Origin of the sequence: Herbaspirillum sp. VT-16-41, from assembly GCF_001994935.1 — a bacterium.
Lineage (GTDB): Bacteria > Pseudomonadota > Gammaproteobacteria > Burkholderiales > Burkholderiaceae_D > Herbaspirillum > Herbaspirillum frisingense.
On the sequence record NZ_MUXB01000111.1, the window covers coordinates 109,197 to 129,014 of the forward strand.

Annotated in this window: 19 protein-coding genes and 1 pseudogene; 15 read left to right on the forward strand and 5 right to left on the reverse strand. The window is 58.6% G+C overall.

Annotation, left to right across the window (positions count from 1 at the left end):
• Positions 1–79: 79 nt before the first annotated feature.
• A complete protein-coding gene (locus BTM36_RS28755; protein WP_139347165.1) occupies positions 80–325 on the reverse strand; it encodes a hypothetical protein in 246 nt (81 codons plus the stop codon).
• 180 nt (positions 326–505) lie between these two features.
• On the opposite strand from BTM36_RS28755, the gene BTM36_RS15120 reads away from it, so the two are divergent.
• From BTM36_RS15120 to BTM36_RS15155, 8 genes are all read left to right on the forward strand, one after another.
• Positions 506–1,792: an ABC transporter substrate-binding protein gene (locus tag BTM36_RS15120; protein WP_006461846.1), complete on the forward strand. Its 1,287-nt coding sequence runs from the start codon at positions 506–508 to the stop codon at positions 1,790–1,792.
• Between the two features lie 133 nt (positions 1,793–1,925).
• Positions 1,926–2,792, forward strand: a complete 867-nt coding sequence (locus tag BTM36_RS15125; protein ID WP_006461845.1) for a branched-chain amino acid ABC transporter permease — start codon at positions 1,926–1,928, stop codon at positions 2,790–2,792.
• Between the two features lie 33 nt (positions 2,793–2,825).
• The gene (locus BTM36_RS15130) at positions 2,826–3,860 is read left to right on the forward strand and encodes a branched-chain amino acid ABC transporter permease (RefSeq protein ID WP_077236950.1); all 1,035 of its coding nucleotides are present in this window, start codon (positions 2,826–2,828) and stop codon (positions 3,858–3,860) included.
• On the forward strand, positions 3,857–4,570 hold the full coding sequence (locus tag BTM36_RS15135) for an ABC transporter ATP-binding protein (protein WP_077236951.1): 714 nt from the start codon (positions 3,857–3,859) through the stop codon (positions 4,568–4,570). Before BTM36_RS15130 ends, BTM36_RS15135 begins: the two co-directional genes overlap by 4 nt.
• Positions 4,570–5,277 carry an ABC transporter ATP-binding protein gene (locus BTM36_RS15140; RefSeq protein WP_077236952.1) on the forward strand — a complete coding sequence of 236 codons (708 nt, stop codon included), beginning with the start codon at positions 4,570–4,572 and terminating at the stop codon, positions 5,275–5,277. Before BTM36_RS15135 ends, BTM36_RS15140 begins: the two co-directional genes overlap by 1 nt.
• A 151-nt stretch (positions 5,278–5,428) precedes the next feature.
• The gene (locus tag BTM36_RS15145) at positions 5,429–6,019 is read left to right on the forward strand and encodes a nuclear transport factor 2 family protein (protein WP_077236953.1); all 591 of its coding nucleotides are present in this window, start codon (positions 5,429–5,431) and stop codon (positions 6,017–6,019) included.
• Between the two features lie 175 nt (positions 6,020–6,194).
• On the forward strand, positions 6,195–7,271 hold the full coding sequence (locus BTM36_RS15150; protein ID WP_077236954.1) for a porin: 1,077 nt from the start codon (positions 6,195–6,197) through the stop codon (positions 7,269–7,271).
• Positions 7,272–7,473: 202 nt separating this feature from the next.
• The gene (locus tag BTM36_RS15155) at positions 7,474–9,138 is read left to right on the forward strand and encodes a methyl-accepting chemotaxis protein (RefSeq protein WP_077236955.1); all 1,665 of its coding nucleotides are present in this window, start codon (positions 7,474–7,476) and stop codon (positions 9,136–9,138) included.
• Positions 9,139–9,147: 9 nt separating this feature from the next.
• On the opposite strand, the gene BTM36_RS29015 is transcribed toward BTM36_RS15155, so the two are convergent.
• Positions 9,148–9,423 carry a hypothetical protein gene (locus BTM36_RS29015; protein WP_254427018.1) on the reverse strand — a complete coding sequence of 92 codons (276 nt, stop codon included), beginning with the start codon at positions 9,421–9,423 and terminating at the stop codon, positions 9,148–9,150.
• Between BTM36_RS29015 and BTM36_RS15160 the strand changes: the two genes are divergently transcribed.
• A complete protein-coding gene (locus BTM36_RS15160) occupies positions 9,353–9,850 on the forward strand; it encodes a winged helix DNA-binding protein (RefSeq protein ID WP_233207520.1) in 498 nt (165 codons plus the stop codon). The two genes, BTM36_RS29015 and BTM36_RS15160, sit on opposite strands and share 71 nt — an antisense overlap.
• A gap of 132 nt (positions 9,851–9,982) precedes the next feature.
• On the opposite strand, the gene BTM36_RS15165 is transcribed toward BTM36_RS15160, so the two are convergent.
• The gene (locus BTM36_RS15165; protein WP_217349590.1) at positions 9,983–10,672 is read right to left on the reverse strand and encodes a GntR family transcriptional regulator; all 690 of its coding nucleotides are present in this window, start codon (positions 10,670–10,672) and stop codon (positions 9,983–9,985) included.
• A 176-nt stretch (positions 10,673–10,848) separates the two neighbouring features.
• Here BTM36_RS15165 and BTM36_RS15170 point away from each other — a divergent pair, with 176 nt between their 5' ends.
• The 3 genes from BTM36_RS15170 to BTM36_RS15180 all read left to right on the forward strand — a co-directional run bounded on the left by BTM36_RS15170 (position 10,849) and on the right by BTM36_RS15180 (position 13,828).
• Complete coding sequence (locus BTM36_RS15170; RefSeq protein ID WP_077236957.1) at positions 10,849–11,715, forward strand: NAD(P)-dependent oxidoreductase; 867 nt, start codon at positions 10,849–10,851, stop codon at positions 11,713–11,715.
• A 30-nt stretch (positions 11,716–11,745) separates the two neighbouring features.
• Positions 11,746–12,384, forward strand: coding sequence for a 4-carboxy-4-hydroxy-2-oxoadipate aldolase/oxaloacetate decarboxylase (locus BTM36_RS15175; protein WP_006461835.1), 639 nt, complete (start codon positions 11,746–11,748; stop codon positions 12,382–12,384).
• Positions 12,385–12,505: 121 nt separating this feature from the next.
• The gene (locus BTM36_RS15180) at positions 12,506–13,828 is read left to right on the forward strand and encodes an MFS transporter (protein WP_077236958.1); all 1,323 of its coding nucleotides are present in this window, start codon (positions 12,506–12,508) and stop codon (positions 13,826–13,828) included.
• A gap of 478 nt (positions 13,829–14,306) precedes the next feature.
• On the opposite strand, the gene BTM36_RS15185 is transcribed toward BTM36_RS15180, so the two are convergent.
• Positions 14,307–14,798, reverse strand: coding sequence for a MarR family winged helix-turn-helix transcriptional regulator (locus BTM36_RS15185; RefSeq protein ID WP_077236959.1), 492 nt, complete (start codon positions 14,796–14,798; stop codon positions 14,307–14,309).
• A gap of 99 nt (positions 14,799–14,897) precedes the next feature.
• Here BTM36_RS15185 and BTM36_RS15190 point away from each other — a divergent pair.
• A pseudogene (locus BTM36_RS15190) lies at positions 14,898–15,335 on the forward strand (MFS transporter); the annotation flags it as partial.
• A gap of 564 nt (positions 15,336–15,899) precedes the next feature.
• On the opposite strand, the gene BTM36_RS15195 reads toward BTM36_RS15190, so the two are convergent.
• The gene (locus BTM36_RS15195; RefSeq protein ID WP_168189791.1) at positions 15,900–18,293 is read right to left on the reverse strand and encodes a mechanosensitive ion channel family protein; all 2,394 of its coding nucleotides are present in this window, start codon (positions 18,291–18,293) and stop codon (positions 15,900–15,902) included.
• Between the two features lie 258 nt (positions 18,294–18,551).
• Between BTM36_RS15195 and BTM36_RS29345 the strand changes: the two genes are divergently transcribed.
• Positions 18,552–18,740, forward strand: a complete 189-nt coding sequence (locus BTM36_RS29345; RefSeq protein ID WP_077236962.1) for a hypothetical protein — start codon at positions 18,552–18,554, stop codon at positions 18,738–18,740.
• Between the two features lie 190 nt (positions 18,741–18,930).
• Complete coding sequence (locus BTM36_RS27835) at positions 18,931–19,791, forward strand: cache domain-containing protein (RefSeq protein ID WP_139347166.1); 861 nt, start codon at positions 18,931–18,933, stop codon at positions 19,789–19,791.
• Positions 19,792–19,818 lie beyond the last annotated feature (27 nt).

The following is a 19,818-nucleotide window of genomic DNA, read 5'->3' on the forward strand; positions in this document are numbered from 1 at the left end:
CTGGCACGCGCTTTGCTAATAACACTGCGAAGAAATTATCGGTATTTAGTTTTTTTTTAAAAAATAATTTATTGACATATTATCGATGAAAAATATAGGATTCAACAAAAAAAACAAGCAGAGACAAAAAATGGAAAAAGAAGCAAAGCAATAAGGACGTGGCATCAATGCACGTCGCCATTTGGGGAGTGACGCTTTGTTGACGGGGAGTCCTGTCAACCAGCACAGCGACATTCCCGCAGTCCGAATCCGTCAGTCGATAGTCAGCAGAAAGAACCGCATCACCTGAGCCGCGATGGCCGGGCTGTTCCGCCAGGGCAGCCATGTCGCGCAGGTTCCGAAGATGGCAGTAAGCCTTGCCGGTCCGCCGGGGAGGAGGGCGTCGTGCAAGCTTCTTCAGGGAAGAGCTTGCAATGTGCGCCGGTTATTTGGGGTAGCTCCCGCTAAAGGCTTCATGCGGTGGGGGATTTTGGGTGTCATTCAATACAACAAGGAGCGTCTCATCATGCTAGGTCTCATCTCCAACAGCGTCAAAGCGGTCCGCACGGCAGGGGTAGCGGTCTCGTTTTCCCTGGTCGCGTTTGCGGCACACGCGCAACAGCAAGAAATCAAGATCGGTGTCATCTATCCTCTGAGCGGTGCTGCCGCCTCCACCGGCGCCGAGATGAAGGACGCGCTGGAACTGGCTGCCGACATCATCAACAACGGTGCCAAGGGCGTACCCAACCTGCCGTTTTCGGCCGGTGGCGGCCTGCCCAACCTGAAGGGCGCCAAGATCAAGCTGGTGTTCGCCGATTCCCAGGGCAACCCGCAGGTCGGTGCTACCGAAGCCGAACGCCTGATCAGCCAGGAGAAGGTCGTGGCCCTGGTCGGCAGCTATTTCAGCAACGTCACCGCCACCACCAGCCAGGTGGCAGAACGCTACAAGGTGCCTTACCTGAACCCGGAATCGTCCTCGGCGTCGCTGACCCAGCGCGGCTTCAAGTGGTTCTTCCGCACTACCGCCCACGATGACCTGTTCGTGACCAACTTCTATGAGTTCTTCAAGGAGCTGGAAGCCAAGAAGGGCATCAAGGTCAACAAGCTCGGCGCCTTCAACGAAAACACCCTGTGGGGCAACGAAACCACCAAGCTGGAGACCAAGCTGTCCAAGGACCGTGGCTTCGACCTGGTCAAGACCGTGGTCTACCCGGCCAAGAGCACCCAGCTGACCTCGGAAGTGCAGCAGCTCAAGGCGGCCGCACCGCAGGTGGTGCTGCAGTCGTCCTACCTGGGTGACGCCATCCTGTCGATGAAGACCTACAAGGAACTGGGCTTCAACCCCGACATGATCCTGGCCAACGATGCCGGCTTCATCGATACCGAGTTCATCAAGACGCTGGGCAAGGACGCCGACTACATCATCACCCGCGATGTCTGGTCGCTCGACCTGGCTGCCAAGAACCCGCTGATCAAGCAGGTCAACGATCTGTTCTACAACCGCTACAAGATCAACTTCACCGGCAACTCCTCGCGCACCTTTACCGGTCTCATGACCCTGGCCGATGCCATCAACCGCGCCGGTTCGACCGATGCCGAAGCCATCCGCAAGGCACTGGCCGAGACCAACATCCCGGGCGACAAGCTGATCATGCCGTGGAAGGGCATCAAGTTCGACGAGCACGGCCAGAACACCCTGAGCTCGGGCATTCTGCTGCAGATCATCAACGGCAAGTACTACACCGTGTGGCCGTTCGACATGGCCACCCGCGACGTGGTCTGGCCGATGCCGAAGTGGGATCAACGCAAGTAAGCAGGCGATAGCACTCATGGTGCCACGGGGCGGCAGGCCGGCGACGTAGGCCGGGCCGGCCTCCCCGCGGAAAAATCTTCATCGCAGGCGGCTGATAAGACGGTGCGTGAATAGTTCGTTGGAGGGAAAAATTATGTCTTGGGATATTTTGGCGCAGACCCTTGCGTCCGGTTTGCTGATCGGACTGATCTATGCGCTCGTTGCTATCGGCCTGACCCTGATCTTTGGCGTCATGGATATCGTCAACTTCTCGCATGGCGAATTCCTGATGTTCGGGATGTACTCCAGTTTCTGGTTGTTCGCCCTGTTCGCGCTCGACCCCATCTTCACCCTGCCGCTGACGGCATTGTTCCTCTTTGCGCTGGGTGCACTGCTCTACAAACTGGTCATCCGCAAGATCACCAATGCACCGATGGTGTCGCAGATATTTACGACCTTCGGTCTGATGATCCTGTTCCGTGGTATCGCCCAGTTCTTCTGGAAGGCCGATTTCCGCACCATCGAGAACTCGATGGTCAGCGGCCAGGTGTCCATCGCCGGCATCCAGATCGGCACGCCGCAGCTGACCGCAGGCCTGGGCGCCATCATCGTCACCGGCGTGATCTATACCTTCCTCACCCGTACCCGTCTGGGTGCGGCCCTGGAGGCGACTGCCGCCGACAAGGAAGCCGCCCAGCTGATGGGTATCGATTCGCAGAAGATGTTTGCCCTGGCCTGGGGTATCGGCGCGGCCTGCGCGGGCGTGGCCGGCGTGCTGCTGTCGACCTTCTTCCCGATCTTCCCGGAAGTGGGCGCCAACTTCATCCTGATCGCCTTCGTGGTGGTCAACCTGGGTGGCTTCGGCAGCGTGGTCGGTGCCCTCATCGCCGGTGTGCTGGTGGGCCTGATCGAAGTGATGGGCGGTTTCCTCCTGGGACCGCAATACAAGATGCTGATCGTGCTGGCCTTGTTCCTGGGGATGCTGATGTTCCGTCCGCAGGGCCTGATGGGAAAAGCCTGAGTACGCCACCGATACAGTCAAGAAGGAAAATCCATGTCCAAGAATACATCCGGCCTGATCATCACAGCGCCGCCGTCGGGCGCGCTGGCCAACAAGATGCGCATCGCCCTGGCGATCCTGCTGCTGGTGGCGGTGGCCTTGCCCACGTTCGTCACCTCTCCCACCCACCTCAACCTGGCGATCCTGATCCTGATGGCGGCCCAGATCGGCGTGTCCTGGAACATCGTCGGCGGCTATGCCGGCCAGGTCTCGCTGGGCCACGTGGCGTTCTACGGTATCGGCGCCTATACCTCGGCCATCATGTTCTCGATCTGGGGCATCAGCCCCTGGATCGCCATGCTGGCCGGCGGACTGATCGCCGCCGCCACCAGTCTGGTGATCGGCTGGTCCTGCTTCCGCCTCAAGGGTCACTACTTCGCGATGGCCACCATTGCCGTGGCCGAGATCATCCAGATCGTCTTCACCAACTGGGACTTCGCCGGCGCCGCCGTGGGCCTGACCATTCCCATGAGCGACGAGGGCTGGTCCAAGATGATCTTCAGCGGCAAGGAGCCCTATTACTACATCGCGCTGGGCCTGTTGCTGCTGACCTTGCTGGCCAATGCCTGGATCGAGCGCAGCTATCTGGGCTACTACTTCCGGGCCATCAAGGATGAACCGGATGCCGCTCGCAGCCTGGGGGTGAGCCTGTCCAAGTACAAGCAGATCGCCTTTGCCGTGAGCAGTTTCTTCACCGCCATGGGAGGCAGCCTGTATGCCCAGAAGGAACTCTATATCGATCCCGCATCGGTACTCGGTACCGGCATCTCGATCAAGATGGCGCTGGTCTCCATCCTGGGTGGTATCGGCACCCTGTTCGGCCCCATCGTCGGTGCCGGGCTGTTGACGGCCATCGAGGAAGGCACGCGTACCCTCTTCGGCGGCACCGGTCGTGGTACCGACCTGATCATCTACGCCGCGCTGATCATCGCCATCGCGGTCTATTACCCGAACGGCATCGTCGGTTACGTGCGGACCTATCTGGCCCGCCGCAAAGCCAACAAGCAACATCAGGAGGGCAGCAAATGAGCCTGCTTCGTGTCGAGAACGTCTACAAGAAATTCGGCGGCCTGACCGCCAACCAGGATATCTCTTTCAATGTCCAGGTCGGCGAGATCGTTGGCCTGATCGGGCCCAACGGCGCCGGCAAGACCACCATGTTCAATTGCATCGCCGGCTATTCGCCGCCGACCACCGGTGACATCTGGCTGGAAGACGTGAAGATATCCGGCATGAACCCGGAGCAGTGCGCCCGCATCGGCATCGGCCGTACTTTCCAGGTGGCGCGCACCTTCACCAGCATGACTGCGCTGGAGAACGTGATGGTCGGCGCCTTCCTCAACGAGCATAGCGTCTCCAAGGTGCGGGACACGGCGCGTCAGCTGCTGGAGTTCGTCAACCTGGGACGTTTCGCCGACAAGCCGGCCGGCAGCATGACGATCAGCGAACAACGCCGCCTGGCGGTGGCACGCGCCCTGGCGGTCAAGCCCAAGCTGCTGCTGATGGATGAAGTGATGGCCGGCCTCAATCCCACCGAGGTGAAGGAAACCGTGGAGGTGGTGCTGAAGATCCGCGACCGTGGCATCTCCTGCCTGATCGTGGAACACGTGCTGGAAGGCATCATGCCCATCGCCAACCAGATCGTGGTGCTGGACTACGGCAAGAAGATCGCCGATGGAAGCCCGACCGAGGTTTCCAACGACCCGCACGTGATTGCCGCCTACCTGGGAGATGAATGATGTTGCAAGTAACCAATCTGCGCGCCAGCTATGACGGCGTGCTGGCCTTGTCCAAGGTCGACCTGGAAGTCAAAGCCGGCAGCATCGTGGCGCTGGTCGGCGGCAACGGCAACGGCAAGTCCACCACGCTGCGCGCCATCGCCGGCCTGAACAGGCCCGACGCCGGCCAGATCAGCTTCGAGCGCCAGGATATCGGCAAGATCCCTTCCTTCGACCGCGTCAAGCTGGGCCTGTCGCTGGTGCCGGAAGGGCGTCGCCTGTTCCCGCGCCTGACGGTGGAACGCAATCTGGAGCTGGGCGCGTACACCCGTACCGACAGCGCCGAAGTGGCGGCCTCCCTGGACGAGATGTATGCCACCTTCCCCATCCTCAAGGAACGGCGCCATCAGCTGGCCGGCACCATGAGCGGGGGCGAACAGCAGATGCTGGCCATCGGTCGCGGCCTGATGGCCAAGCCCAGGTTGCTGCTGCTGGACGAGCCGTCCTGGGGCATCGCACCCAAGTTCGTGACCAAGGTGTTGGACACCATCCAGCAGATCAACGCCAAGGGCGTGTCCATCCTGCTGGTGGAGCAGAACCTGCACAAGGCACTGGACATCGCCCACTACGGCTATGTGATCCAGACCGGGCGCATCGTCATGGAAGGCAGCGGCGACGAACTGCTGCACAACGAAGACATCAAGAAAGCCTATCTGGGCGGCCTGTGACATGCAGACCCACCCCATGCCCGAGAGGAAAGCCGTGACAGACCGCCTGAACGAGTAGCCCATCGGGACCGAGCCGGCGTCCCATTCCCGGGACGCCGCTTCCCTCCACATCGCGAGCGACGGCTGTGGCCGTCATGAACCAAGGACTTTTATGTTGACGCATAAATCCCTGCTGGAAGCGTACGTCCATGCAAAAGACAAACGCAGTCCCGGGCTGATCCACGACATCTTCGCGCCCAATGCCATGTTGACCATTGCCGTGTGCGATGACGGCATTTCGTTTCCGCCGCTGGTGGTGGGCAGCGAAGGGATCGCGCAGACGCTGGTGACCGATTTTGGTCGTCAGTTCTCGCAATGCCGCACCTATTACCTGGCCGACGTGCCAGCCGGTGCAGGTGCGCAAATCGATCACCTGCCGTGGCTGGTCATCATGCGCGACAAGGTCCAGGCCAAGCTGCGCATCGGACGCGGCAGCTATCGCTGGTCATTCGTCCCTGAGGGTGAAGGCTGGCGTATCTCGGAAATGCATATCCGCATCGACCGCATGGATAGCCTGCCCGACCGGGCGGGCGGTCTGGTGACGACGCTGCAGTCCTTCCTGCCATACCCGTGGTTGCGGCCGGCCGCGCTGGACGAGGCGCTGGCACCGCTGGCCCGCTGCAATCCGGCGTTTGGCTTCGTGACGGAATTCCTGTCCGAAAAATTTGAAAGGCCGGAGCAGGGCGTGTTCGCTCCGGCGTGAACGAGGACCCCGAAGAGGGTCGTGAAAGCAGTGGTTTTGCAGTTCCCGTTCAAGCGCTGGAGGCAAAAAGGCCAATTGCTTCCGGTGTGCGGCGGGCTGGCGCGTATCGGCATGGAAGGGCGCGCACGATCATGCCGATACGCGATTTTTTGGAAATCATTTACGGGGAATCACAATGAAACAAAGGATTTTCGCTGCGTCGATCATGGCTGCGGCAGGTATCTACGCTCTGCCCGCATCGGCGCAATCGTCGGTGACCATCTACGGTCTGATCGATACCGGTTACGTCATCGAAACCGGTGGCGCTGCAGGCAAGGTGAACAAGCTGACCAGCGGTATCAGCGGCGGTTCGCGCATCGGCTTCAAGGGTACGGAAGATCTCGGCGGCGGCATGTCGGCGGTGTTCCTGCTGGAGTCGGGCTTCCAGAACGATACCGGTGCACTGGGTCAGGGCGGTCTGCTGTTCGGTCGCCAAAGCTATGTCGGCCTCAATGGCGGCATGGGTTCGGTGCTGGTGGGACGTCAGTACACACCGCAATACATGACGCTGGCCATGGTCGATCCGTTCGGTACCGGTTATGCCGGTGATGCAGCCAACCTGATGCCCAACACCGGCAACAGCTCCAGCCGCATGGACAACACCGTCAAGTACATCTCGCCCAAGGTGGCTGGTTTCACCGGTGAACTGGCCTACGGCTTCGGCGAAACGGCCGGCTCCACCAAGGCCGCCAGCCAGGTCGGCGCTGCCGTGCAGTACAGCAACGGTCCGCTCAATGTGCGCCTGGGCTTCCATGGTCGCAACAACGACACCACCACCGCCGAGACCAGCAGCGGACGCAGCACCTTGCTGGGCGCGGTGTACGACTTCGGCGTGCTCAAGCTGCACGGCGCCTATGGCATCAACAAGGGCGTCAACAGCTCGCCGCTGCGCAGCACCGTCAATTCCTATGGCACCGGTCCCGTGTTCGCCTCCACCGACAGCGCCGACATGCTTATCGGCGTGACCGTACCGTTCGGCGTGCAGCACACCGTGCTGGCCTCGTACATCCACAAGAACGACAAGACCGCCCGCAACCAGGACGCCAACCAGGTCGCGCTGGGGTATCGCTACTCCATGTCCAAGCGCACCGACCTGTACGCGATGTATGCACACATCAGCAACAAGAATGGCGCACCCTACACCGTGGGTAGCTCCATCGAAACCGGCTCCGGTAACAGCGCCTGGAACTTTGGCATCCGCCATACGTTTTAACGGCTTTTTCCGGCGCATGCAGTCTTGAGGGGGAAAGGTAAGTAGTGCCCGTTTTTCCGGGCAGGCAGTTTCTTACTGTGCGTGACGCCGGGCCTGATTGCCGACGGCTCCATGTCTTGAGGGGAGTCGTCGGCCAGGTGCGGAGGAGATGCAGGCTGACACCATCGTCGTTACCGCATTTCGACTTGCAAGGAGCATCCACATGAAGTTGAAGAATCTGAACATCGGACAACGCCTGAGCGCAGGTTTCGGCATTGTGATTTTCCTGATGCTGGCGTTGACGGCCATTGGCGTACTGCGCCTGAACCAGATCAACGGCAGTATCGCCATGATCGCCAAGGATTACTATCCGCGCACCGTGATGGCCAACTCGGTCAAGAGTGCGCTGGACGAGACGGCGCGCAGCATGCGCAACCTGCTCTTCATGAGCACGGTCGACGAGATCAAGGGCGAGCTCGACGCCATCGATCGGGCCGGCAAGACCATCGACAACACGCTCAAGCAGTTTGCCGCCAATACCAGTTCGGAAGACGGGCTGCGCATGCTCAAGGCAGTCAATGCTGCACGAGCCCAGTACACGCCGGTGCTGAACAATTTCATCGCCGCCGTCAAGGATGGGCAGGTGGAGCAGGCGCGGGACCTGATCCTGCCCGAGATCGCCCCCTACCAGAGCGCCTATTTCAAGGCCCTCGACAACCTGATCGCCTACCAGGGCAGCCGCATGGAAGAGGGCGGGCGCGACGCCGAACAGGTGGCCACCTCGGCCAGCATGCTGATGATTGCCATGGCCAGTATCGCCACGCTGCTGGCGGCGCTGGTGGGCTATTCCGTCATGCGTGGCATCACGCGCCCGCTCAATGCCGCCATCAATATTGCCGAGCGCGTGGCCGGAGGCGATCTGGCGGTTCAGGTCGAGGCCACCGGCTCGGACGAAACGGCCAAGCTGCTGGCGGCGCTGCAACACATGCGCGATGGCCTGGTAGGCGCAGTGATGCAGGTGCGCGAGGGGTCCGACGCCATTTCCGTGGCGGCGCGGGAGATCGCCGAAGGCAATGCCAACCTGTCGGCGCGTACCGAACTGCAGGCCAGCACGCTGGAAGAAACCGCCAGTTCCATGCTGGAGCTGACCAATGCCGTCAACCAGAACGCCGATAACGCCCGCCAGGCCAACCATCTGGTGCTCAATGCGTCGCAGGTCGCCACGCAAGGGGGCGACGTGGTCACCCAGGTGGTCAGCACGATGAAGGAAATCAAGGAGAGCTCGCGCCAGATCGTCGACATCATCGGGGTGATCGATGGCATCGCCTTCCAGACCAATATCCTGGCGTTGAACGCCGCCGTGGAGGCAGCCCGCGCCGGTGAGCAGGGGCGCGGGTTTGCCGTGGTCGCCGCCGAGGTACGCGCCCTGGCCCAGCGCAGCGCCGCTGCTGCCAAGGAGATCGCCGGGCTGATCCAGAGCTCGGTGAAGAAGGTCGATGCCGGTGGCGCGCTGGTGGACCAGGCCGGGCAGACCATGCAGGAGATCGTCACCAGCGTGAAACACGTGGCCGACATCATGATCGAGATATCGGCCGCCAGCGACGAACAGAGCGAAGGCATCCGCCAGATCAACCAGGCGGTCGAGCAGATCGACGACATGACGCAGCAGAACTCGGCCCTGGTGGAACAGGCGGCCGCGGCTGCGCAGCAGATGCATGACCGCTCGCTGGCGCTGGGGCGCGCGGTGTCGATCTTCAAGACAGAGGGGGCGCAGTCAGCTCAGACGACGCACGAACCTGGCGCGGCGGACTGGGAATTGTCGGGCGAGCATGCCGGGGCGCCATTGGCATGGACGCCGGAGGGCAGGAAGTTGCTGGTGGAAAAGTAGACTGCAGATTCAACAGAGCCCAATCTGGCTCACCTTGCCGAGGAAATTGGGGTTTAAAATCGGGGTTTCTCGACTGACCGCCGGCGGCGGGAAAAATCTCTCGACGATATTTCCTGTGGCGGTCAGTGATCTTGTCTGCTTTTCAAAGACCTTTATGCCAACCGAAAAGAAAACCCCGAAAGCCAATTTCGCCCAGCCCAACACCCCAGGCAAGGTGCCGATCGTATCGTCACTGCATCTGGCTTCAGGAAGGAGCAAGGAGTTGAGCGAATTCGAGTTCGGCATGATCATCGCCAGCAATGCCTTCAACCGATGGATGATCCGCTGCATCTCGGCGGCCGGCATGAAGGACATGACGGCCACCGACGTCCTGGTATTGCACCATATCAACCACCGCGCACGCGAGAAGAAGCTGGCCGATATCGCCTTCATCCTCAATATCGAGGACACGCACGTGGTCAACTACTCGCTCAAGAAACTGCACGCCCTGGGCCTGGTGAGCACCGAGCGGCGCGGCAAGGAAGTGCTGTATTCGACCAACGAGGCCGGACAGGATCTCTGCAAGCGGTACTACGAGATCAGGGAACAGCTGCTGGTCTCCAGCCTCACCGGCGACAACACCGAGAGCTACGAGCTGGAAGAGCTGGCCCGGTTCCTGCGCGTGCTGTCGGGCTTGTATGAGCAGGCGGCGCGGTCGGCGACGTCGATGTAAGAACAACAGGGCGGCCGGCCGTCTGCGGGCCGGCGCCTTCTCGTAGCCCCCCTACCTGCATCGCCCGGACTCCCTCCTCAATCCGTGCGGAAGCCCTTCCGGGCGTCATGCCACGGACCTGTCTGCGCGCAATCATCCGGGCGCGCCTAGCCCCTGATACTCGCTGCGCCGCTTCATGAAGCGGTGGTAGGACATTCGCAGGTGCAGGCGCATGACCTGGCGTGCCAGTTCGCCATCTTTGGCTTCCATTGCCAGGACCAGGTCCTGATGATGATGCAGGCTCTGCTCCAGTTGCGCACGTTCATAGAGGTGGAAGGAACGGACGATGATAGGCATGTCGATGATGGTCTCCAGCATCGCACGCAAGCGCGGCGAAGCGGAATAATCCAGGATGGTCCGATGGAAGGTGCTGTTGGCGGCCTGGATCTTTTCGACTGAATTGGGTCCGCCATCACGGATGGCGGAGGCCATCCTATCATTGCTGTCCTTCAGGATCTTCAGCATTTCCTCGTCACCACGCTCGGCAGCCAGGCTGGCTGCGTAGGGCTCCAGCAACATGCGCAGCTGGAAGGTTTCTTCGATATCCCACTCGCTCCAGGCCGCCACGTGGATACCCTGGCCGGCGTCGGCAGTGGCCAGGCCCTCCTCGACAAGACGTCTCAGGGCGGTCCGCACAGGCGTACGGCTGACTCCCAATTCACGCGCAAGCGGTTCTTCCTTGAGCTGGGTGCCTGGCTTGTATCGTCCTCCGACAACCCGCTGACGGAGTACTTCGTAGACCTTGTCCTTGCCGCGTTCCACCTTCGATGCTCCCGTTTCCATTGCCGATGGCGGATTCTATATGCGCCATCCCGACCTCGTCCAACAGGGCGGCTCATTCGGCTTGAATGTCCCAATTTTGTTCTTTTTGTGGTTTTTTTAAGCTGGGCAAGAAACTTATTTGCCTTAATTGTACTTTTTTTGTATTCTTCGTAAAAATATTCAAACCGGAGACACCGATGCGCATTGCAATCGTCGGCATGGGCGAAGTTGGTCGCTGCTATGCCAAAGCCCTCTATGCAGCAGGGCATGAACTGATCCTCTGCGAAGCCTTTCCTTCCCCGGCGGCCCGGGAGCTGGCCAGCCAATGGAGCCTGGAGCTACACCAGCAGCCAGGCGTTTGCTTCGAAAATGTACATTGGGTGTTTTCCTGCGTGACCGGAGCACAGGCCCTGGCCGTGGTCGAACAGGTGGCAGCGTTCCTGGACGCGGGGACCGGATTTGCCGATCTGACCACCGCCAGCCCGGAGACCAAGAAGCAAGCCTTTGCCACCGCCCTTGCGGCTGGATTCGAATACGTGGATGTGGCCATCATGGGCGCCATTTCGCTCAACTGGGAAAAGACCCCGCTGCTGGCGGCCGGGCGCAAGGCTGCCGATTTCAGGGAGGTGCTGCTCACTGCCAACGGCCGGGTGCAGGTCATCGAGGGCGCCAGTCCGGGTGCTGCGATTTCGCTGAAGATCCTGCGCAGCATTTTTACCAAAGGCATGGAAGCGCTGGCGGTCGAGCTGTTGATGAGCGCCGAAAAGCAGGGCGTACGCGAAGAGCTGTATCACCAGCTGAAGGATATCGACGAGACCCCACTGCGCAGCTTCATCGACATGCTGGTGCGCACCCACGTGATCCATGCAAAACGCCGTGCCCATGAAGTCCACGATGCGCGCCGGGAACTCGACGGCCAGGGACTGCCATCGCTGGTGCTGCCGGGCGTGGAGGAGCGTTTCAATGCCACCGCGGCGCTGCTGGAGCGACGCCCACTGGACGTGGACAACCCCGACGTCGGACAGGCTCTTATCTGGTTGCTCGCCGCTGGCGACGCAACCTGACTTCAACTTCCAACCCAGGACATATCCATCATGACCACCAAAGAACAGATTACCCAGTTGCGTGAGCTCGGTTCGGCCACGGTCTACGAAGCACAGGGTGCCAAGGGCGCACTGGACCACGGCATGAAACCGATCGATCCCACCTCTCGCCTGGCCGGTCCGGCCCTGACCGTGGATGCCCGTCCGGGCGACAACCTGGTGCTGCACTACGCGGTCCTGCAGGCCAAACCGGGCGATGTGCTGGTGGTCGATGCCAAGGCCTTCATGGAAGCCGGTCCCTGGGGTGACGTGCTGACCGTGCTGGCAATGAAGCGCGGCATCGCCGGGCTGGTGGTCAATGGCTGCGTACGCGATGCGAACACCATCATCGATCTGGGATTCCCGGTCTTCTGCCGTGGCCTGTCCATCAAGGGCACCGGCAAGCACCAGCCGGGCCGGGTCAACGTTCCGGTGGTCATTGGCGATGTCGTCATCCATCCCGGTGACATCATCGTGGGCGACCGCGACGGTCTGGCAGTGGTGGCAAAAGACGAAGTCGAAGCGACCATCGCCAGCAGCATCGCGCGCGAAGAAAAGGAAGAAAAGATGCGTCGCGCCATCGAGGACGGCGCCTCCACCGTCGAGCTCATGAAGTTGCAGGACATCCTCAAGAATTACGGTCTGGTGTAAGCCGCCGAAAGGGAGAGCCGGCGCAAGACCGGACTCCATCTTCCTGCCTGCCCCTGGCCTGATGGCGCGGGGCGGCGCAGACGAAAAACAGAAAATGCTTCAATCGCTGAAGGAGACTTGAATGGAAGCGGTAGCCATGGAACGTACGAAGTCGAAGAGCCATTTCAGATGGGTCATCGGCGCACTGATTTTCATTGTGTACACGGTGGCTGCAGCCGACCGTGCCAACCTGGGCGTCGCCTTGCCGTTCCTGCGCAAGGAATTCGTGATGTCCAACACCGAAGCCGGTGCACTGGCCAGTATTTTCCTGTTCGCCTATAGCCTCGCGCAGCTGCCTTCCGGCCTGGCCTACACGCGCTTTGGCATTCCCCGCGTGTTTTCGCTCGCCATGCTGGCGACCTCCCTGTTCACCGGCTTGATCGGCACGGCCTCATCGCTGCTGATGCTGAAGATCTACCGCTTCGGCCTGGGATTGGCGGAAGGCCCCCTGCCCATCGGGATCACCTCGACCATCAACAACTGGTTTCCGGCGCGCGAAAAAGGCACCATGACGGGGATCTTCCTGGCCGCCGCCAAGTTCGGCCCGGTGCTGGTGCCGCCGGTCTGTGCGGTCATCATCCATTACTGGGGCTGGCGCTATATCTTCTACATCTTCGCGCTGCCCGGCATCGTCCTGTCGGTGGTGTGGCTGCTGGTGGTGAAGAACCGGCCATCGGAAAGCCGTCATGTGTCCGAGGAAGAGCTACAGCACATCAATGATGATCGGGCCGCCAGCGGTACCGCCCAGGCCCCGAGCAGCAAGCGCGACTTCGCCCTGCTGGATCGCCTGATCCGCACCAGCAAGGTCGCCACGGTCGACACGACCAAGGGCATCTTCCGTTCATGGAACATCATGGGCGCGGCGCTGGGCTATTTCTTCATGACCGCGATCGTGAACGTCCTGCTCGCCTGGATTCCGACCTACCTGATCAGCGTCAAGGGCTACTCCGTAACCAACATGGGCATGGTCGCTGCCGCCCCCTGGGTGGGCGCGGTGATCGGCAATCTCCTGGGCGGCATGATGACCGATCGCCTGCTCGACAAGCGTCGCAAGCCGGCCATGCTGATTTCGGCGTTCTTCACCACCATCATGATGGTCATCCTCATCAACTCGCCGGCCGATCCCTTCCTGTATGGCGCGCTGCTGCTGCTGACGGGGATTCTGCTCAACATCGGCTATTCCACGTACATGGTCTATCCGATGGGCATGACCTCCCGCAAGGTCTATCCGATGGCCAGTGCGATGGTCAATACACTCGGGCAACTGGGGGGGGCGTGTGCGCCGCTGATCGCCGGTCTCTTGCTGGACAACTACAGCTGGAGTTATGTCTGGGTGTTTCTGGCGGTGTGCTCGGTGCTGTGCTTCGTCACCATCCTGACCATTCGAGAACCGGCGCACGCCTGACCCGTGCCGTTCGGCGCTGTCTCACGCCTCTGGGCGTTGGGCGGCGCCCGGGATGGAATTGGTGACGCGCAAGCCACGCAGCCTTGCGTATTGCCGCTGTTGCCCACCCAACGTCCTGTAGCACAGACAGCTACTTTTCAAGCTTATGCGCGCCGCGAGTCCTGTCAAAGCACTCCAAAGAGCCACCCCTTGGTCTCTGTGCAGGGATACCGGTGTTCTTTGCCTTCACCCTGTTCTGGGTGGGGCTGGCCATACGTCTGGTCGCGCCATCGTATAAGCACAACGTCGCGAGGGTGTCGCTGTACCGTCTTGCGGGGCTGGTAGATCCGCCTGGTAGCGCTGGCGCTGTTCAATGCACGCTCTCATATCGCGCAAGTTGCCGACCAGGCGCGCGACTTCACTATCGATACATCGCAATCAACACATCAGGCTGAGCAAGCGTGTTGCCAAACTGCTGGATAGCCGTCGGGCGTGGATATCAAGTCTGATGTCGTCCGGTGTAACCGAGTAGCCCTTCCTTGAGGGCCAGGTAAAGCGTGGGTCCAAGGGCCGCTGCGATCTCTGCTTCCGTCTCTTCTACCGCCTGGTGGAACTGTTCCAGCCACAACATGCCTTGCGGCGTAAAGCGCACGATCTTGGCCCGGCCGTCGCTGGGATCGGGTTCGCGCATGACGATGCCCAGCTTCTCCAACTGTAGTACCAGTTCTCCCAGGGACTGCTTGGTGATGGAGGCGCGCTTGGCGATCTCGGTGGCGCGGGTGCCTTGGACGTCGAGGTTGCGTGTAACGCTGATGTGGCTCTGGGTGAATTGCCCATGGCCGGCCGCGACCATCTTGGCCAGCACACTCTCTTCAAAACGCTGCACGGCCTGGTTGAGCAGGCGGCCGAGGTTGGTTGCACGCCAGGCATCATTGCTGGCGGGAATTGCCGGCCTGGCCGGCTTTCGGGTCTTCTTGGGTGTCACATCCATGCGTCTGGCCGCCGGGTGGGCATGGTGTCAATGAGGCAGATTACGCGAAGTATACCGGCACCTTCGGTTTTCCCTTGCTTTTACAAAATCCAGCTTGAGACGCTCTACAACATGGGAGGGGCGCTGGGTGCGCTGCTCTGTGCCCTGATGATCACCCGCTTCGGATCACGTGTGCCGTTGCTGCTCTGCTGCCTGGGTGCGACGCTGAGTGTATTGTTGCTGACAAGGCTGAACCTGAGCAGCAACGTCGCCGCGACCATGAGTGGTCTGTTCGCACACGGTATGTTCGTCAACGCCGTGCAGGTGACCATGGTTGCCTTGTGTGCCCATGTATACCCAACCAGCGTGCGTGCCACAGGCACTGCCTCGGCATTTTCATTCGGCCGCCTGGGCTCCATTTTGAGCGCGTTCGCCGGCGCATCAGTGATCACCAGCGGTGGCGCGTTTTCCTACCTGGTGTTGCTGGCTGGCGCGATGACGCTGGTGTTGTTGGCGCTGGCGGTTGTGCGACGACATATACCCGCAATCACTGGCTGAAAAGTTCAGGCGATGCACTAAGTGCGCGACTACTCGACGGTGGACAGTGGCGGTTATCGTGCTCCAATAGTGGAAAGACCACCGTGCTGGTGGTCTTTCCATGGGAGCTGATCCGCCTTTGACTACGCTATCAGCCCACTATCAGGGTGCTCGGCGGATGTTAGGGCTCAGCCGACTTTATTGTGAGAATAGGGCGATAATTTTCATTCCACCGTTGATGATGAACAATAAAGTTTGTAATTATTGGAGGTTGAAAAGCCTGGCTGGAGCTGACTCCGAGTATTAGAAAAAATGGTTCAAAGTCTGTAGATTGCAGTTGCGAGTTGCTTGGGTTCTATTCACGATGTCTATACCGATATCGTATTGCACGAATTTTCTTGCCCGCTTATGTCAGACATCCTCGTGGCACCGATGTGCAATGCAGAGTGGGTTGAAGAATCTAATGATTTTGAGCGTGGGTGATGCAGACTCTGAATATTCTGTCGACTAACTCTAGCGTTGGCTAGAAAACAAGGCCGCTCATCGCATAAAGAACTCACTTATTCGGTGGCTCCAAAATTTGGCTCAGGTCACCGGTACAGTCCTTAGATGCAGATCCATTTGGTTATATGGAATGGATATGTTTTCTGCCTGCAATGCAGCAAGGGCACGCGCAAGAAGATCGCCACGCACATCGGCCCATGTCGTGATGTCATTGGTCCAAGCACGTATGACAAAATTGAGCGCACTGTCTCCATAGCCCGTCATCAAAACTGCAGGAGCCGGATCCGTGGCCACGCCGGGGGTGTCACTGGCCGCGGTAGTGAGTAGGGAAAGTACTTGAGCCGGGTCCGAGCCGTAAGCAACGCCAACAATGATTTCAAAGCGGCGACTTCGATCAAACATGGTCCAGTTGGTCAGGTTGCCGCTGAGTAGTAGACCGTTAGGCACCACGACATCTGCCCCATCAAAGGTACGAATTGTCGTCGAGCGCAGACCGATCTCGCGCACGGAACCAGATGCGCCAGCTACATCGACAATGTCGCCGGGCTGAATCGGACGCTCTACCATCAGCACCAAGCCGGAGACAAAATTATTGACCACATTCTGCAATCCGAAACCGATGCCGACACCTAAAGCACCAAACAACAGCGCTAACTGGCCAACCTTAAAGCCCGCTGCGGATAGTGCCACCAGAATTCCTAGAATCAGAACGGCGTAATAGCTTAACGACGCAATGCTATTGCCAACCCCACGTGGCAATTTGGCCGACCCCGGCAATTCATCACGCAAAAGGCGCCGCACCGCACGCGCAGCCCAGAATGCCAACCAGCTTGAGAAAAGAAATACCAGTACATCGCCGAGGTGAATCGAAACTTCGCCCACCTCTATTCCGAATCCCAATATTTTTCTCCCCGCGTCATGCAAAGGCCGGAAAATACGGAACCGATCTATGCTGTATAGCAGCCAGCCAATTACGGCGGACAAAATCAGAAGACGTGTAAATGCTGCCTGCAAGATGGTGCCATGGCGCTGCATCCCTCCCCTGTTGGCAAACTCCGGCTGATTGATCAATGCACCAGCAATACCAAGGCAGGCCGTCACACCTGTGTATAACAGCAGCGCCATATAGCCGCTGTCGATAACACCGCTCGTTAGCGCCTCTGCCATGGAAACATTGCCGCTGACATTGCAAATTGCAGCGACAAACAGAATCAATACAACCAGCCATCCAAACGGGCGCACGGTGCTCTGTAGTTTTTTTTCTCTTGCGACGGACACCTTGGATATCGGATGACGCAGTAGCCATAGCGACAAGCCAAGAGCGAACACATTCAGCATTAGCAAAAACAATCGATACCAATCCGCATCCGCGACAAATGCTATTCCCAGACGATCAATGCCATATAAGCCAATCGCTACATACGGAAGAATGCCAAGCGCACGTAATGTGCCTGCCGGCAGCAACCGCAGTACCGGAATAAGCGCGATCATTAGCGCAAACTCCTGGGTGAGCAACGGTGCGTCAGACTCCAGCAGCAGTACCGACAGCATTGATAACAGCACCCACGTAGATATTGGTCGGCGTAATGCACGTGCCACTCTGTCGGAATCAGTTGTTTTTGATTTGGCATTTCGGCTACGTAAAAACAACCAAACAATGAGCGGTAAAAGGACAATCTGTATCACCCGGAGCGCTTGCTGGTTACCTGTACCTGCGGCCTGATAATCAAGTGCGAACTGGCTTTCTATATCCAGACCTCGATCCATGGCATCGAATGCTGAGCTCGCTCCGCCAGACAGGCCCAGTCCCTTCCACAACGGTGGCGCATCCAGTTGCAGCAGACGGTGATCAATGTCATCGATGGCCGCCGCCACATCGTTGCGCCCGGCCTGTATACGGGCCTTGAGTTCGCCAGCACGGCTTGTCAGCTCAAACTGGTGCGTTAGCGCTGTTCCAAGCGCAAGTTCTGATGTATCGATCTGCGCCAGGAGGGTGTCGACCCGATTCGACAGCGCTGGCGGCAATCCATTCAGGATGCCGGCGGCACGGTTCGCTGACCAAGTCGCGCGGCGCTGGGCTAGCTGCAATGCACTGTCGGCATAAGGCGTCAGCACGCGCCGCGCTTTCGATTCCCAGTTTTCTAGACGTCTAGCATCAAATTCCCAATGTCGGGAAAGGCTTTCCAGCCGCATGATCGGCAATCCGCGTAAAGAGGCTTTCGCTGCGGTACGCAATTTTGCATCGACAGGTTTCGCGATATCGTCTAGCGAGCGGCGAAGATCGTCGACCGGATCAGGTGCGGCCAGTAATCGGTTCGCCCAGTCCACACGCTGTTGATCTTCATCTGCGCGACCAAGAATGTCTTGGAATGCGATGGGGGTGACGGCTGTTGCTTGTGTAGAGATTGAGGATGCTACTGGTTTGTTCGCGGACTGAGCGGTTGCATTGACTACAGGTAGCGGCAGTGTCAGCAAGATAAGTAATCTAAAGCAGAGAAAAGCAATTGAGAGATGTGCATCTCGCATAGTCGTATCTGTCCGCTAGAACGTTTGATTAGTTGAGTTACGGTGCCATAACTTCAAATATAACAGTTAAGGAATAAGACCTCGCTTAATCCGACTCGAAATCTCTTACCTAAAGTTTGGGGCCATTACGAGTTCTTTCACCCTGGCAAGCTGCATCAGAACGCTCATATCAAGCTCTACAACCGGACCGTGCGTTACGACTGGCTGATGCGCCACCTGTTCGACAGCATTGATGAGGTCCCGGAACTTGCAACCGGCTGGGCCATAATCAAGAGCGCCAACATGGCCATCAGAGGCATCCCGCCAAAATCAGAAACTGGCCTTGGTCGCATGGTTTCTTCTCTCAGGCCGCTTCCGAAAATGGAGGATGACCGGGATTCCGATGATTTCTTCTAGAATGAATGATGCGGAGTTAGAATCGAACTACGATGCCTGATTGGAATGCATTTCCGCTGAAACGGGTATTTCCATCAACAGTGCTGGCAAGGGTGTGTAAATTGGCCACGCGGCCGAGCCGACTGATCAAATTCGTCAAAGCGCGCAGCCAGGATCAAATTCGCTATATTCTTTTCTGGGGGGAAGAGCTATGCAGCGCGATTCAAGTCAAGGAATGCCTCTTCACGTTTATATCATCGCTGTCGCCTCATTTGCTGTCATTCTTTCAGGCGGTTTTCTCTCCTATTACGTTTTCGAAAAAAATAAGGAGGAGGCAACGTCACGCATTAATCATGATGTAAAACATCTTGCGGGAGATGTTCAACGCAATCTAGAAAGCATGTACGTTGTTGCGGAAAAGACGGTCGAGTCATTCTCAAGGAGTTCCATCGGAGAACGGACGACTCTTTCCGAGAGATTGGAAAGTATTGATGCACTTCGTCTTCTTGCCGATGTGAATCCGTTCTTAGACAGTATCTTTGTAGGGTACGAGAATGGCGACTACATGGTTTTTCGGCGAGTCGATGATTTTAATCGTGGAAAGATCCGTGCGACAAAAGATACAGCCTATGCAGTTCAGTCTATTGAGCGGGCCGATAGTGACAATCCCAAAAGGCAATTTCTATTTTTTGATAAAGAGCTCCGCTTAATTCAAGCTGTCAATCGCCCAGACTATAAATTTGATCCTCGTGAAAGAGCTTGGTATAAAGCTGCCAAGGAGCAGCCAGGCCTAGCAAAATTTGGCCCATTTGCCTCCTCGACCACTCAAGAGTGGGCAATTGCGTTCTCCAAAAGAAGTGTGAAAGGGAGAGCCGTCGTCGCCACGCTAATCACGTTTAGCTCTCTTTCCAATGTATTAAAAAACGCTCGACCCACCGATAGTTCCGAAATTGCCATTCTCAACCCCAGTGGGGCTCTATATGCCTATCACCGTTGGAATGACCTGGTAAGCGGTAACCTCTCTGTAGTTGCCCCCGCAATTCAGGACACTCAGACATCGTTAAGTTACTGATGCTGCAGCCCGTCTGAACTCGCGAGG

Excerpts from the sequence above, each read along its gene's own strand:
- BTM36_RS28755 (WP_139347165.1), bottom strand. The coding sequence starts at position 325 with ATGGCTGCCCTGGCGGAACAGCCCGGCCATCGCGGCTCAGGTGATGCG.
- BTM36_RS15120 (WP_006461846.1), top strand. The coding sequence starts at position 506 with ATGCTAGGTCTCATCTCCAACAGCGTCAAAGCGGTCCGCACGGCAGGG.
- BTM36_RS15125 (WP_006461845.1), top strand. The coding sequence starts at position 1,926 with ATGTCTTGGGATATTTTGGCGCAGACCCTTGCGTCCGGTTTGCTGATC.
- BTM36_RS15130 (WP_077236950.1), top strand. The coding sequence starts at position 2,826 with ATGTCCAAGAATACATCCGGCCTGATCATCACAGCGCCGCCGTCGGGC.
- BTM36_RS15135 (WP_077236951.1), top strand. The coding sequence starts at position 3,857 with ATGAGCCTGCTTCGTGTCGAGAACGTCTACAAGAAATTCGGCGGCCTG.
- BTM36_RS15140 (WP_077236952.1), top strand. The coding sequence starts at position 4,570 with ATGTTGCAAGTAACCAATCTGCGCGCCAGCTATGACGGCGTGCTGGCC.
- BTM36_RS15145 (WP_077236953.1), top strand. The coding sequence starts at position 5,429 with ATGTTGACGCATAAATCCCTGCTGGAAGCGTACGTCCATGCAAAAGAC.
- BTM36_RS15150 (WP_077236954.1), top strand. The coding sequence starts at position 6,195 with ATGAAACAAAGGATTTTCGCTGCGTCGATCATGGCTGCGGCAGGTATC.
- BTM36_RS15155 (WP_077236955.1), top strand. The coding sequence starts at position 7,474 with ATGAAGTTGAAGAATCTGAACATCGGACAACGCCTGAGCGCAGGTTTC.
- BTM36_RS29015 (WP_254427018.1), bottom strand. The coding sequence starts at position 9,423 with ATGCCGAACTCGAATTCGCTCAACTCCTTGCTCCTTCCTGAAGCCAGA.
- BTM36_RS15165 (WP_217349590.1), bottom strand. The coding sequence starts at position 10,672 with ATGGAAACGGGAGCATCGAAGGTGGAACGCGGCAAGGACAAGGTCTAC.
- BTM36_RS15170 (WP_077236957.1), top strand. The coding sequence starts at position 10,849 with ATGCGCATTGCAATCGTCGGCATGGGCGAAGTTGGTCGCTGCTATGCC.
- BTM36_RS15175 (WP_006461835.1), top strand. The coding sequence starts at position 11,746 with ATGACCACCAAAGAACAGATTACCCAGTTGCGTGAGCTCGGTTCGGCC.
- BTM36_RS15180 (WP_077236958.1), top strand. The coding sequence starts at position 12,506 with ATGGAAGCGGTAGCCATGGAACGTACGAAGTCGAAGAGCCATTTCAGA.
- BTM36_RS15185 (WP_077236959.1), bottom strand. The coding sequence starts at position 14,798 with ATGGATGTGACACCCAAGAAGACCCGAAAGCCGGCCAGGCCGGCAATT.
- BTM36_RS29345 (WP_077236962.1), top strand. The coding sequence starts at position 18,552 with ATGCGCCACCTGTTCGACAGCATTGATGAGGTCCCGGAACTTGCAACC.
- BTM36_RS27835 (WP_139347166.1), top strand. The coding sequence starts at position 18,931 with ATGCAGCGCGATTCAAGTCAAGGAATGCCTCTTCACGTTTATATCATC.